Origin of the sequence: Microbacterium thalassium (assembly GCF_014208045.1) — a bacterium.
Lineage (GTDB): Bacteria > Actinomycetota > Actinomycetes > Actinomycetales > Microbacteriaceae > Microbacterium > Microbacterium thalassium.
The window spans coordinates 519,570-533,535 of record NZ_JACHML010000001.1 but is presented as its reverse complement, the minus strand read 5'-3'; the positions used below and the strand labels follow the sequence as shown (position 1 = coordinate 533,535).

Here is a 13,966-nt window from a genome sequence, read left to right as displayed (position 1 = left end):
CCACGTCGTGACGAAGCTCGATCGGCTCGCCCGGTCGTTGCGGGATGCGCGCGACATCGCCGACGAGTGCCCACATGGGATCCGGGCCGCGGTTCAGCCGAGGTAAGGCAGTGTAGCCAGGGTGAGTTCTCCGTTCTCCTCGACCGTCACCGACTTCTGGCTGACCGTGCCGCCGGAGCGTATGCGCCGCGATGCCTTCCGCGTCATCATCGATCCGGGACTGCGGGATGATCTCTCGCTGACCTTGCTCGACGTCGTCGACGGTGGCGGGCTGGCCACGTTTCAACCGGCCGTCGCATCGCTGCTTTCGGTCGAGGACGGGCAGTCCATCGCTTCCCGCGAGCTTCGCGCACGCATCACGGATGCGGGACTCGCGCTCAACGGCGCCGACAACCTGTTCTATCTGCCGCTCTCAGCGCGCGGCGAGCTCGCCGCGGGCATGGGCCAGTCGGACACGCGCCCACTGTCCGAGGCCGACGCGGCCGCGTTCGCCGCGTTCTGCGCGACGGCGCCCGAGGCGGATCTGGACGCGGCGTTCGTCGAACTCGACCACTGGCTGGTCTACGGCGCGTTCGAGAGCGGCGACCTGGCGGCAGTGGCGAGCATGTACCCGTGGCGTGACACACGGCTGGCCGATGTGGGGGTCATCACCCTGCCCTCCCTCCGCGGCCGCGGCATCGGAAGGCGAATCGTTCGGGCCATCGCGGCGGATGCGGTGAGCCGCGGGTATGAACCGCAGTACCGCTGCCAACTCGACAACCTCGCCTCCGTCGCTCTCGCCGAGTCGGCCGGCTTCCGCCGCTTCGGCTTCTGGGACGTCGTCACGGCCTGAGTCGAGCATCCGATGCGCGGCGGTCAGGCGGGAGACGGCGAACCCACGGCCGGGGTGACGGCGCTCACTAGGCTGGGCGAAGCGAGATCCGCTCCCAGGAGGCGACGATGCCCGAATCAACCGCAGACACGACGGATGCCGCAACCACCGGCGGTGCATCGAACGCGAAGGCCGGAGCCCGCGGCCCCGTCACCCCCGCATGGGAAGCACCCCCCGGAGCGAGCGCCCCCATGACGTGGGCGCCCGAGGGTCACGAGCCCATCTCGCTCACCGCGACCGCGGACTGGACGGTGCTGCGGCGGGAGGAATCCCCGGCCGCCGAGGTGTTCGCCGTCTCGTATCTCGCCACCGACGCGGCCCCCGATCGTCCCGTGACGTTCGTGTTCAACGGCGGACCGGGCGCCTCGTCCGCGTATCTGCACGTCGGCGCGATCGGCCCCCGGCGCGTCGTCCTGCCTGACGACGGCTCGACCGCGCGGATGCCGGTGCGCCTGGTCGACAACGACGCCTCGTGGATCGCCGACACCGACCTGGTGTTCATCGACCCGGTCGGCACCGGCTTCTCGCGCCCCATCCCGGCGGAGCCGGACGCGGGCAAGGATGCGCCGACCTACTGGAGCTACGACCGCGACCTCGCGGCGATGCGCGAGTTCATCAGCCGCTGGCTGTCGCGCAACGGCCGGTGGTCGGCGCCGGTGTTCATCGCCGGCGAGAGCTACGGCGGCTACCGCGTCGGGCGCCTCGCCTGGTCGCTGCCGAAGGACGAGGGCGTCGGGCTCGCCGGCGCCGTCCTCATCTCGCCGGCGCTCGAGATCACCCCGCTCACCTTCACCGACTACGCTACCGACCCGTACGTCGACACGGTTCCGACCATGGCGGCGGGCGCGTTCCACCACGGGCGCTGCCGGGCGCCCGAGGCGGCGGACGGCGCCGATGCGGTCGCTGCGGCCGCCGCCGCGTTCGCGACGACCGACTACGCCACGTTCCTGATGCGCGGCGCCGCGGTTCCGGCCGAGGAGAGGGACGCCGTGCTCTCGCGCCTGGCCGACCTCATCGGACTCGCACCCGCGGTGGTCGAGCACCTACAGGGCCGCATCCGCATCGATCGCTGGGTCCGCGAGATCCTCCGCGATCGCGGCGAGGTCGCGGGACTCTACGACGTCACCCAGACCGTCGTCGACCCGTTCCCGGACCGCGTGTCCTTCGAAGGCGGCGACCACACCCTGGCCGGCTCGACGGCGGCGTTCACCATGGCGATCAACCATCTGCTCCGCGCCGAGATCGGGGTCGAGACCGACCGGCAGTACGCGGTGCTCAGCTACGAGGTGAACAAGAAGTGGGCGACCGACGAGGGCCACCATGCGCTCGATGCCCCTCCGGGTTCGGTCGACGACCTGCGCCGAGGTCTCACCCTCAATCCCCACCTGGAAGTGCTCGTCGTGCACGGTCGCCACGATCTCGTGACGCCGCTGGACAGCTCCCGCCGCATGATCGATCTCATGCGCCTGGCTCCGGCCACCGGCGACCGCGTGCGCGTGCGCGCCTACGAGGGCGGGCACATGTTCTACACGCTCAGCGACAGCCGCGACGCGTTCACCGCCGACGTGCGCGAGTTCTTCGCCGCCTGCCTGCCCGCGGGCGCAGACGACCAGGACCACTGACGCAACGGGTCGACGCGACGAAGACGGATGCCGCCGGCAGCCGGCTCGTGTCATCTCGGTCCATTCCCGAAACCGGTGGTTGACACCCGCGGAGCGCGGGTCTAACGTACAACCAAATGGTTGCACAAAGTGAACTGACGGATGCTGAGATCGACCGCATCTTCCACGCGCTGGCCGCGGCCACGCGCCGGGACATCCTGCGCCGCACGGCGATGCAGGAGCAGTCGGTGTCGACCCTCGCGGCCGACTACGACATGTCGTTCGCGGCCGTCCAGAAGCACGTCGCCGTCCTCGAGGCGGCGAACCTCATCGTCAAGCGCGCCGAGGGGCGGGAACGGCTGGTCCGCGCCGATCCCGCCACCCTCGCCCGCGCCCGCGTGCTGCTGACGCAGTACGAGGACCTGTGGCGAGCCCGCGTCGACCGCCTCGACGCCCTGCTCGCCGAACCCCCGCGGACCGACCCCGGCGAAAGGGACTGACATGCCCGTCATCGACATCACCAGCGATCCCGAGGCGCTCACCATGACCGTGGTGGCCGAGTTCGACGCCCCCGTCGAGCGGCTCTGGAGCGTCTACACCGACCCCCGCCAGCTCGAGCGCTTCTGGGGCCCTCCCGGCTGGCCGGCGACGTTCGCGCTGTTCCAGCTCAGCGTCGGCGGACGCGCGCTCTACGCCATGAACGGCCCGCGGGGCGAAGTCGCGCGCGGCGCGTGGGAGTTCCTCGCGATCGAGGAGCCGAACCGCTTCGAGGTGCTCGACACCTTCGTGAACGAGGACGGATCGGCGATCGACGGGATGCCGACGATGCGCATGACGTTCGGGTTCGAAGAGGCCGGCGCCGGCAGCCGCATGCGGTGCGTCAGCCACTTCACCTCCGCCGAGGCGCTCGAGCAGGTCATCGCGATGGGCTCCATCGAGGGTACGCGCCTGGCCATGGGTCAGCTCGACCGCGTGCTCCACGACCTGCGGGAGTACTCGCAGGGCCAGGGCACGCAGACCGAGGTGCTCAGCGACACCCAGGTGCGCATCACGCGCCTCGTCGACGGCCCGCGCGACCTGGTGTGGCGCGCGCACACCGAGCCCGAGCTCATGAAGAAGTGGCTGCTCGGCCCCGACGGCTGGACCATGACGGAGTGCGAGATGCCGGATGCCGCACCCGGCCCGTACCGCTACGCGTGGGCGCCGGTCGACGGCGGCGAGGGCGAGCCGTTCGGTTTCGACGGCGAGGTGACGCTCATGGACGCGCCCCGCCGCATGGTCTCGACCGAGCACATGACCGGAACGGAATATCCGCCGACGCTCAACGACCTGCAGCTCTATGAAGAGGACGGCGCGACGCTCATCACGATGATCATCATGTATCCGGATGCCGCCACCCGCGACATGGTGCTCGCCACCGGCATGACCGACGGCATGGAGGCCTCGTACGCCCGGCTGGAGCGCGAGCTGCTGGCGGTGTAGCCCGTCGATGCCTGTGCAGTGCATATGCTCTCGCCGAGTGCACACGTCAATGCACGCGCATGACCTGTCGTCTCGGCGAGTGCATATGCACTGAGCGGCCGGCCCCGGGGCGCGCGTCTGATCAGGCGCGCGCCATCGCGTCCTCGAGGGCGACCCATGCGAGCATCGCGCACTTCACGCGCGCCGAGAACTTCGACACCCCCGACAGGGCTGCGGCGTCGGCGAAGGTCTCCTCGTCCAGGGGGATCTTGCCGCGCGAGCGCAGTGCCTCGCGGAAGCCGTCGATGAGGGCGGTGGCGTCCTCGGTCGCAAGACCGTCGTCGCCGCCGTCCTCTTCGATGAGCGCCACGAGCATCGACGCGGATGCCTGCGAGATCGAGCATCCCTGCCCGTCCCACGTGATGTCGCGGATCGCCGAGCCGTCGTCGGTCAGGCGCACGCGCAACGAGATCTCGTCGCCGCACACCGGGTTGCGCTGGAACGACGTGGCCGAGCGGCCCTCCTCGTCGGCCAGGCCCTTGCCCTTGGGGCGCTTGGAGTGGTCGAGGATCAGCTCCTGGTAGAGCGATTCGAGGCTCATGCGGTGACTCCGAAGAACGAGCGGATGCCGGACACGGCGTCGAGGAAGACGTCGACGTCGGCATCCGTGGTGAACACGGCGGCGCTCGCGCGCACGGTGGCGGTGAGGCCGTAGCGGCGGTGCAGGGGCTGGGCGCAGTGGTGGCCGACGCGCACGGCGACGCCGCGCGAGTCCAGGAACTGGCCGGCGTCGTGCGCGTGGACGCCCTCGACGTCGAACGCCGACAGCGCGACGCGCTCGACGCCCTCGGCGTCGCCGAGAAGGCGGACGCCGGGGATCTCGCGCAGTCCGTCGCGCATGCGCCGCTCGAGGTGCGCCTCGTGCGCGTGCACGGCCGGCATCCCGATGGCCTCGAGGTAGCGGACGGCCGCCGCCAGCCCGATCGCCTGCGACACCGGCTGCGTGCCCGCCTCGAACCGCTGCGGCGGCGGCAGGTAGTCGGCCTCGTCGAGGGTGACGGTGGTGATCATGGAGCCGCCGGTGAGGAACGGCGGCAGGTCGGCGAGGACGTCCTCGCGCCCGTACAGGCCGCCGACGGCGTACGGGCCGAGCATCTTGTGGCCCGAGAACACCGCGAGGTCGACGCCCAGCGCGGGGAGGTCGACGGGCAGGTGGGGCGCGGACTGGCACGCGTCGAGCACCGTGAGGGCGCCGGCATCCGTCGCCATGGCCACGAGCTCGGCGACGGGGTTGACGATGCCGAGCACGTTGGAGACGTGCGGGAATGCCACGATGCGGGTGCGCGCGCCGATGAGGGCGGATGCCGCCTCGAGGTCGAGCGTGCCGTCGTCGCGCACCGGGATGTGGCGCAGCCGCGCGCCGGTGCGGGCGGCGAGCTCCTGCCACGGGATGAGGTTGGCGTGGTGCTCGGTCTCGGTCAGCACGATCTCGTCGCCGGGCTTCAGCGCGAAGCGGGCGCTCGCCGGAGCGCCGCGGCCGGCGGTGGCGTTGCCGATCGAATACGCGACGAGGTTGAGGCCCGCGGTGGCGCCGGAGGTCCACACCAGCTGCTCGGCGTCGGCGCCGACGAAGCCCGCGACCGCCTCGCGCGCATCCTCGAAGGCATCCGTGGACTCGGCGGCGAGCGTGTGCGCGCCGCGGTGCACGGCGGAGTTCGTGTGCGTGAGGAAGTCCACCTCGGCGTCGATGACCGCCTGCGGCTTCTGGCTCGTCGCACCCGAGTCGAGGTACACGAGCGGGTGCCCGTTGACCTCCTGCCGGAGGATCGGGAAGTCGGCGCGCAGCGCCTCGGCGTCGAGCGCCGACGCGGCGGAAACGGGGGAACTCACCCCTCCAGGCTACGCTGGCCCGCCTGGGTGCGGCTCGTGAGGTCGCTCCGGGTCAGGCCAGGAACTCGCGGGCGGCGACCACGATGTTCGCGACGCCGTTCGACAGCGTGGGCTGCATCACCGGCGCGAAGTAGGGGGAGTGGTTCGTCGGGATGTCCTTCTCGATCGTCCCGGCGGACTCCGCGGCGGCGTACTTCTCGGGATCCACGCCGCCCCAGAACCAGTACACGAGCGGGGCGCCGGACTCGCGCGCGAACCACGACACGTCCTCGCTGCCGGTGAACATGCCCGGGTCGACGACCGTCCCCTCGCCGAAGCTGCGCTCGAAGGCCGCGCGCAGGCGCACCGTCGCGTCGACGTCGTTGATGGTCGGCGGCAGCGTGTGGTCGATCGTGATGTCGGGCGCGGTCTCGGCGCCGGATGCCGCCGCCTCGGCGGTGATGATGCGCTCGACCTTCTGCATGACCTTGTCGCGCGCGACGTCGTCGGGGTAGCGCAGGCTCAGCTCGAGGACCGCCTCGGCGGGGATGATGTTGTTCTTCAGCCCCGCGTGGATGGAGCCCACGGTCACGACGGCGACATCGCGCGGGTCGACCTCGCGCGACGCGATCGTCTGCAGCCGCATGATCGTGGCGGCGGCCATCACGACAGGGTCGACGGTCGAGTGCGGGCGCGAACCGTGGCCGCCGCGGCCGTACAGCACGACGCGCAGGCCGTCGGATGCCGCCATCTGCGTTCCGCTGCGCACGCCGATCGTGCCCGCGGGAAGCGGCGTCACGTGCTGGCCGAGCACGACGTCGGGCTTCGGGTAGCGGTCCAGCACGCCGTCGGCGATCATCGCCTGCGCGCCCGCGCCGTACTCCTCGGCCGGCTGGAAGACCGTGACGATCGTTCCCGACCACTCGTCCTTCGTCGACACCAGCTGCTCGAGCGCGCCGAGCATCGCGGTGATGTGCATGTCGTGGCCGCACGCGTGCATGACGGGCACGTCGGCGCCGGCCGGGTCGATGCCACGCGCGAGGCTCGCATAGGGCAGGCCCGTGAGCTCGTGGACCGGGAGGCCGTCGGTGTCGGCGCGCAGCCACACCACAGGGCCCTCGCCGTTGCGGATGATCGCGGCGATGCCGGTGCGCCCGATGCCCTCTTCGAACTCGATGCCGAGCTCGGTGAGCTTGGCGGCGATCACCCCGGCCGTGCGGGTCTCCTGGAACGACAGCTCGGGGTGCCGGTGGAGATCGGTGTACAGGGCCTCGAGGTCGAGCGTCATACTCTGAGCCTACCCGCGGCGGGGTCGCCGTCCGGGCGGGCGGTGGAACCGCGGACCACGAGCCGGAAGGGCTGCTCGGCCGGGCCGACCTGCGGCGCCGGAGTGCCGGACTCCTCGAGTTCGCCGAGGATCGCGGCAGCGGCGCGCTCGCCCTGCGCGCGCGGCGCCTGGTCGACCGTGGTCAGCCGGAAGAACGATCCGAGTTCGTGACCGTCGATGCCGACGACCGACAGGTCCTCGGGCACGCGGTAGCCGAGTTCGCGCGCGGCGAGCATGGCGCCGATCGCCATCTCGTCCGACGCGGCGAAGACGGCCGTCGGATGGGGGCCGGGGCGGCCCAGCAGCTGCTTGGCGGCGTGGAACCCGCCCTCGATCGTGAAGTCGCCGGGTTCGTACAGGGCCGGGTCCACCGCGATGCCGGCCTCTTCGAGCGCCTGCTCGTAGCCCGCGCGGCGGCGCACCGGGATGTGGAAGTCGACGTCGAACTCGTTCTCGCCGCCGATGTGCGCGATCGCCGTGTGGCCGAGGGCGATCAGGTGCTCGGTCGCGAGCCGTGCCAGCGCCACATCGTCCATGGCGAGCGACGTCAGCCCGGGGGTGGGGCCGCCGATCGCGACGACCGGCAGGTCGAGTTCGCGCAGCCGCTGGATCTCGTCTGCGTCGAGCTCGATCGAGATCGCGATCACGCCGTCCACGCGCCGGCGGCGCAGGAACTCCTGGAAGATCCGGCTCCGCTGTTCGCGGCCGACGGTGAGGCTGTACAGCGTGATGTCGTACCCGTGACGCATGAGCGTGTCGGCGATGCCGGCGAGCACGGTGCTGAAGAACCAGCGGTCGAGGAACGGCACGAGCACGCCGATGTTGCGCGTGCGGCCCGACGCCAGGCTCGACGCCGACGACGACACGACGTAGCCGAGCGAGGCCGCCGCGGCGTCCACGCGCGCCCGCGTCGCGGGCGAGACATTGCCGCGCCCGCTCAGCGCGCGCGACACGGTGGCCGTCGACACGCCCGCCGCACGGGCTACCTCGTCGATGCTGACCACGACGTCATTCTTCCGTTCGGAGCGCTCAGGCTCCGGTCAGCCACACCGTCGTGTCGGCCGGCAGTTCGTCGCCGGCGAGCGGCCCGCTGGCCGCGATCACGACGCCCGCCGGCAGCGGAACCGGCTGCTCGCCGGTGTTGGCCACCACGGTGATCCCGTCGTTGCGGAACGCGAGCACCTCCGGGTGCGGCGTCGTGAGCCACGTGAGGGTCCCGCCGCCCAGGCCGTGCGCACGGCGCGCCGCCAGCAGCGCGCGGTACAGCGACAGCGTCGAGCCCGGGTCGGCCGACTGCACGTCGCGGGCCATCACGGCCCACTCGGCCGGCTGCGGCAGCCACGAGGCGCCGGTGGCGTTGAAGCCGTAGGCGGTGCCGCCCGCGGTCCACGGCAGCGGCACGCGGCATCCGTCCCGTCCGTAGCGCTCGCCGGAGGTGCGGAACCACGTCGGGTCCTGGCGCGCGTGACCGGGGATGTCGATGACCTCGGGAAGCCCGAGCTCCTCGCCCTGGAAGATGTAGGACGATCCGGGCAGCGCGAGCATCACGGCGGTCGCGGCCCGCGCGCGGCGCAGGCCGACCTCGGGGATCGGCTTTCCGGGCGAGTCCGGTCCGATGCCGTGACCCTGCGGGTTCTCGGCGGTCAGCGCCAGACGCGACGCGTGGCGCACGACGTCGTGGTTCGACAGCACCCACGTGCTCGGCGCGCCGACGGCGCCGTAGGCCTCGAGCGACTCGGTGACGACGGCGCGCAGCGCCTCGGCGTCCCACTCGGTCTCGAGGTAGGCGAAGTTGAACGCCTGGTGCATCTCGTCGTGCCGCACCCACAGCGCCGTCTGCTCGGGCGTGGGCAGCCACGCCTCGGCGCACAGCGCCCGGTCGCCGTCGTACTCGGCGAGCACGGCGTGCCACTCGCGGTAGATCTCGTGCACACCCTCCTGACCCCAGTACGGCGCACCGGTCTCCTCGCCGCCCATGGAGCCGGCGTGCGGGTCGGGGGTGTAGTCGGGCAGGCCCTCGGCCTTGACCAGGCCGTGCGCGACGTCGACGCGGAAGCCGTCGACGCCCCGGTCGAGCCAGAACCGCAGGATGCGGCGGAACTCCGCGTGAACCTCGGGGTTCGTCCAGTCGAAGTCGGGCTGGGTCGAATCGAACAGGTGCAGGTACCACTGGCCGGGCGTCCCGTCGGCCTCGACGACGCGCGTCCAGGCGGGGCCGCCGAAGACCGACTCCCAGTTGTTGGGCGGCAGGTCGCCGCCCGGGCCCTGGCCCTCGCGGAAGATGTAGCGGGCGCGCTCGGCGCTGCCGGGTCCTGCCGCCAGCGCGGACTGGAACCATTCGTGCTGGTCGGACGAGTGGTTGGGGACGAGGTCGACGATGACGCGGATGCCGCGGCCGTGCGCCTCGGCCAGCATGTGGTCGAAGTCGGCGAGGGTGCCGAAGATCGGGTCGACGTCGCAGTAGTCCGACACGTCGTAGCCGGCGTCCTTCTGCGGCGACCGCTGGAACGGGCTCAGCCAGATCGCGTCGACGCCGAGGTCGGCGAGGTCGTCGAGGTGCGCGGCGATGCCGGGCAGGTCGCCGATGCCGTCGCCCGAGGCGTCGGCGAACGAGCGGGGGTAGATCTGGTAGATGACGGCCGTGCGCCACCACTGTCCGCCGGGTGCGGCGGCGAGCGGTGCGGCGTCGATTCCGGTCTCGGTCATGAGCATCGCGCCAGTGTAATGCAAGCGCTTGCATGCCGGCTCGAAACCTGACGCGATGCTCTCGCGGCTAGGGTGGCCTCGTGCAGCCCGCAGACGCCCTCACCCGCGCCGAGTCGCTCATCGGGACGATCCCCGACTACCCCGAGCCGGGAATCCTGTTCCGTGACATCACGCCGCTGCTGGCCGACGCCGACGCCGTCCGGGCCGTCACCGACGCCCTGATCGAGCCGTTCGCCGGACGCTTCGACATCGTCGCGGGCGTCGAGGCGCGCGGGTTCCTGCTCGCCGGGGCGATCGCCGTGGCGGCGGGAGTCGGCATGATGCCGATCCGCAAGGCGGGCAAGCTCCCGCGGCCGGCGGCATCCGTCTCGTACGCCCTCGAATACGGCACCGCGACGATCGAGGCGCACGACGACCTGACGCCGGGGCAGCGCGTGCTGCTCGTCGACGACGTGCTCGCGACCGGCGGGACGCTCATCGCCGCGCACGAGCTGGTCGCGAAACTCGGGGGAGAGGTCGTCGGCACGGCGGTGCTCATGGAGCTCGAGGCGCTCGGCGGCCGCGCCGCCGTCGGCGACGTCCACGCCCTCTTCACCGCCTGACACGGCCTGCGCCTACGGCGCGAGGCACTCCGCGGGCAGGTCGAACCACCGCAGGTGCTCGAAGTCGTCCGACAGCCCCGTCGTGCCGCTCTCGAGGTCGGCGGCGGCGACGGCGAACAGCGCCTGCGCCTCGGCGAGGTAGCCCGCGAGCGCCGACTCGGGTGCGCGCTGGTCGTTGTGGGGGAAGGTGAGGCGCCCCGCCTCGTCGAAGTGCACCTGCGAGAGCCGCAGCGGGGGCTCGACCGGCCCGCGCCGGTGGTGCCACAGGCCCCGCTCGGGGTCGAAGCGGTAGTCCGGAAGCATCCGCCAGCCGTCGCGCGCGACGAGCCGCACCGCCTCGACGAGGTAGTCGAAGACGGCCGGCGAGATGAAGTAGTTGAAGTTGATGCGGACCCAGCCGGGCTTGATGCCCTCGCACCCGCGTGAGATCTCGCGGTCGTACTCGAGCGACCGGTCGAGGTCGATGCCGAGCAGGTGGTGCCCGTAGGGGCCGGCGCACGAGCATCCGCCGCGCGCCTGGATGCCGAACAGGTCGTTCAGCAGCGACACCACGAAGTTGTGGTGGAGGAACCGCCCCGTGGGCGTGCGGATCACGAATGAGACGATCGACAGGCGCTCGGCGTCGAGGTTGCCGAGGACCTGGATCGCCGGCTCGTCCTCCCACGCGGCCACCGCGCGCCCGAGGAAGTCCCCCTCCAGCGCGCGGATCGTCTCGACCCCGACGGCCTCCTTGAGCCCGAAGACCACACCGGCGCGGATCGACTCGACGATCGCCGGCGTGCCGCCCTCCTCGCGGTGCGCGATGTCGTCGAGATACCGGTGCTCGGTGGGGTTGACGTAGGCGACCGTGCCGCCGCCGGGGACGTCGGGCACGCGGTTGCGCGCGAGGTCGCGACGGAGCACCAGGACGCCGGGCGTGCTCGGCCCGCCGATGAACTTGTGCGGGCTGAGGAAGACGGCGTCCTTGTACTCGCCGGTCTCCAGCGCCGCCCCCGGGTCGCCGTTGCGGTACATCTCGATGTCGACGTACGGCGCGGCGGCGGCGAAGTCCCAGAACGACAGCGCGCCGTGCGCGTGCAGCAGCGCCGAGATGCCGTGGGTGTCGCTGACGATGCCGGTGACGTTGCTCGCGGCCGAGAACGAGCCGATCTTCAGCGGCCGGTCCGCGTGCTTGACGAGCTCGGCCTCGAGCACCGTCTTGTCGATGTGGCCGTCGACGTCCTGCGGGATCGTGACCAGGTCGGCGATGGACTCGCGCCACGGCAGCTCGTTGGAGTGGTGCTCGAACGGCCCGATGAACACGACAGGGCGCTCGGATGCCGGGATCGCCTCCGTCAGCCGGTACCGGTCGTCGAGCGCCGCGGGCACGCGCAGGCCCAGCATGCCGACGAGCTTGTCGATGGCGCCGGTGGCCCCCGAGCCGGCGAAGATCACGACCGTGTCGTCGTCGCCGCCGACGGCGCGGTGGATGACGTCGCGGGCGTCCTCGCGCAGACGCGTGGTCTGCAGGCCCGTGCCGCTGGACTCGGTGTGCGTGTTGGCGTAGCGGGGGAGGACCTCGTCGCGGATGAAGTCCTCGATGAACGTCAGCGCACGGCCCGACGCCGTGTAGTCGGCGTAGGTGACGCGCCGGGGACCGTACGGGCCCGGCACGACCTGATCGTCGCCGATGACGGAATCGCGGATGCGGCGCACGAGCGGCGCCTCACGCAGCTGTTCGATGTCCACACGCGCGAGGGTACCCCGGCGCCCGAGCGCCGGGCCGGGCCGGACGTCCCGCGGCGCCTTCGTTGCGGCTCTGTTTCGCGACGTGAAATCCGTGCGAAGAAGGGAGCGGACGCCTTCCTGCGCTCGCCGCTCCCGCCCTAGATTCCCGATACGGCGAAGACGGCGCGTCTGCCTTTCGCGCCCCGCCCAGGACCCGGGAGCGCAGCCATGACGACCACCGACGACGACAAGAAGGCCGCCGACGCCAAGGCGGCGAAGAAGGCCGCGCGCCGCGAGCGGGCCAACAGCAACTCGGTCGACTCGATCCCGCCGTTCGCGCGACTGTTCCCCCTGGGGCTCCAGCACGTCCTCGCGCTGTACGCCGGAGCGGTCGCCGTGCCGCTCATCGTCGGCGGCGCGCTCGGGTACTCCTCGGCGGACCTCGCCTTCCTCATCAGCGCCGACCTGTTCATCGCCGGCATCGCGACGATCGTCCAGTCGGTCGGCTTCTGGCGGTTCGGCGTGCGGCTGCCGCTCATGCAGGGCGTCACGTTCGCCGCCGTCGGCCCGATGATCGCGATCGGGCTGGAGCACGGCATCACGACGATCTTCGGGTCGGTGATCGCGTGCGGCCTGTTCATGATCCTCATCGCGCCGTTCTTCTCGCAGCTGCTGCGCTTCTTCCCGCCGATCGTCACCGGAACCGTGATCCTCATCATCGGCCTCTCGCTGATGCGCGTCGCCGCCGGCTGGATCATGACCGGCTCGTCCGAGGAGGAGCCCGGCGCCCCGCCGATCAACGTCGCGTTCGCCTTCGGCACGCTGCTGTTCATCGTCCTCATCGAGCGGTTCGCGCCGGCGGCGCTCGCGCGCGTCTCGGTGCTGCTGGGCCTCGTGTTCGGCACGATCGCGGCGCTGTTCGTGCCCGGCATGGTCGACTGGTCGGGCGTCGGCGAGGCCGGCTGGTTCGCCGTGGTGACGCCCTTCCACTTCGGGCTGCCGACCTTCGAGATCGTCTCGATCCTGTCGATGCTCATCGTCGGCATCGTGATCATGACCGAGACCACCGGCGACATGATCGCGGTCGGCGAGATCGTCGAGAAGCCCGTCAAGCGGCGTCAGCTCGCCGACGGCCTGCGCGCCGACGGCCTGGGCACCGTGCTCGGCGGCATCTTCAACACCTTCCCGTACACCGCGTTCGCGCAGAACGTCGGGCTCGTCTCGCTCACCGGGGTGAAGTCCCGCTACGTCGCGACGATGGCGGGCGCCATCCTCATCGTCCTCGGGCTCATCCCGAAGGTCTCGGCGCTCGTCGAGGGCGTCCCGCGCGCCGTGCTCGGCGGTGCCGGCATCGCGCTGTTCGGCATGGTCGCCGCCTCCGGCATCCGCACGCTCACGAAGGTCAAGTTCGACAACCGCAACGTGCTCATCGTCGCCCTCTCGGTCGGCATCGCGCTGCTGCCGACGGTCACCCCGACGATCTACGAGCAGTTCCCGACGTGGTTCCAGCTCATCTTCGACTCGGGCATCTCGGCGGGTGCGATCGTCGCGATCCTGCTGAACCTGCTGCTGAATTCGCACCAGCTGCGCGACGACCCTGCGATCTCGGCGCACGACGCCGTGCGCGGTCCCGCCGCCGCGGCGCTCGTCCATCCCGACGCGACGGGCACGGGCCTGATCCCGACCCACGCCTTCGACGAGGACGGCAAGCTCGTGCAGGTCGTTCCGACGGCCGAGGCCGGCGAACCCGAGCCGCCCGCCAAGGACTCCTGACGCCGGAATCCGGCATCCGCGCCGTCGATCGGGGGTGCGGATGCCGGGA

12 protein-coding genes are annotated in these 13,966 nt (G+C 71.5%); 6 read left to right on the top strand and 6 right to left on the bottom strand.

Features of this window, described 5'->3' with window-relative positions; genetic code table 11:
• The first annotated feature begins 121 nt into the window (after window positions 1-121).
• From HD594_RS17795 to HD594_RS02425, 4 genes are all read left to right on the top strand, one after another.
• Window positions 122-832, top strand: a complete 711-nt coding sequence (locus HD594_RS17795; protein WP_221446532.1) for a GNAT family N-acetyltransferase — start codon at window positions 122-124, stop codon at window positions 830-832.
• Window positions 833-939: 107 nt separating this feature from the next.
• Complete coding sequence (locus HD594_RS02435) at window positions 940-2,493, top strand: S10 family peptidase (RefSeq protein ID WP_184749418.1); 1,554 nt, start codon at window positions 940-942, stop codon at window positions 2,491-2,493.
• A gap of 116 nt (window positions 2,494-2,609) precedes the next feature.
• Window positions 2,610-2,972, top strand: coding sequence for an ArsR/SmtB family transcription factor (locus HD594_RS02430; protein WP_184749417.1), 363 nt, complete (start codon window positions 2,610-2,612; stop codon window positions 2,970-2,972).
• Window position 2,973: 1 nt separating this feature from the next.
• On the top strand, window positions 2,974-3,954 hold the full coding sequence (locus HD594_RS02425) for an SRPBCC family protein (RefSeq protein ID WP_184749416.1): 981 nt from the start codon (window positions 2,974-2,976) through the stop codon (window positions 3,952-3,954).
• 121 nt (window positions 3,955-4,075) lie between these two features.
• Here the strand turns inward: HD594_RS02425 and sufU are convergent, their stop codons facing one another.
• The 5 genes from sufU to HD594_RS02400 are packed head-to-tail and all read right to left on the bottom strand — an operon-like array spanning window position 4,076 to window position 9,835.
• Entirely contained in the window at window positions 4,076-4,534 is a 459-nt protein-coding gene (sufU, locus tag HD594_RS02420) for a Fe-S cluster assembly sulfur transfer protein SufU (protein ID WP_184749415.1), read from the bottom strand.
• A complete protein-coding gene (locus tag HD594_RS02415) occupies window positions 4,531-5,823 on the bottom strand; it encodes an aminotransferase class V-fold PLP-dependent enzyme (RefSeq protein WP_184749414.1) in 1,293 nt (430 codons plus the stop codon). The genes sufU and HD594_RS02415 overlap by 4 nt, the downstream gene beginning before the upstream one ends.
• Window positions 5,824-5,875: 52 nt before the next feature.
• Window positions 5,876-7,090: an amidohydrolase gene (locus HD594_RS02410; RefSeq protein WP_184749413.1), complete on the bottom strand. Its 1,215-nt coding sequence runs from the start codon at window positions 7,088-7,090 to the stop codon at window positions 5,876-5,878.
• Window positions 7,087-8,133, bottom strand: a complete 1,047-nt coding sequence (locus HD594_RS02405; protein WP_184749412.1) for a LacI family DNA-binding transcriptional regulator — start codon at window positions 8,131-8,133, stop codon at window positions 7,087-7,089. The genes HD594_RS02410 and HD594_RS02405 overlap by 4 nt, the downstream gene beginning before the upstream one ends.
• Window positions 8,134-8,158: 25 nt before the next feature.
• A complete protein-coding gene (locus HD594_RS02400; RefSeq protein WP_184752469.1) occupies window positions 8,159-9,835 on the bottom strand; it encodes a glycoside hydrolase family 13 protein in 1,677 nt (558 codons plus the stop codon).
• 80 nt (window positions 9,836-9,915) lie between these two features.
• Between HD594_RS02400 and HD594_RS02395 the strand changes: the two genes are divergently transcribed.
• Window positions 9,916-10,437 carry an adenine phosphoribosyltransferase gene (locus tag HD594_RS02395; RefSeq protein ID WP_184749411.1) on the top strand — a complete coding sequence of 174 codons (522 nt, stop codon included), beginning with the start codon at window positions 9,916-9,918 and terminating at the stop codon, window positions 10,435-10,437.
• Between the two features lie 12 nt (window positions 10,438-10,449).
• Here the strand turns inward: HD594_RS02395 and HD594_RS02390 are convergent, their stop codons facing one another.
• Window positions 10,450-12,165, bottom strand: coding sequence for an aminotransferase class V-fold PLP-dependent enzyme (locus HD594_RS02390; RefSeq protein WP_271171278.1), 1,716 nt, complete (start codon window positions 12,163-12,165; stop codon window positions 10,450-10,452).
• A 207-nt stretch (window positions 12,166-12,372) separates the two neighbouring features.
• On the opposite strand from HD594_RS02390, the gene HD594_RS02385 reads away from it, so the two are divergent.
• Window positions 12,373-13,917: a nucleobase:cation symporter-2 family protein gene (locus HD594_RS02385; RefSeq protein ID WP_184749410.1), complete on the top strand. Its 1,545-nt coding sequence runs from the start codon at window positions 12,373-12,375 to the stop codon at window positions 13,915-13,917.
• Window positions 13,918-13,966: the final 49 nt, after the last annotated feature.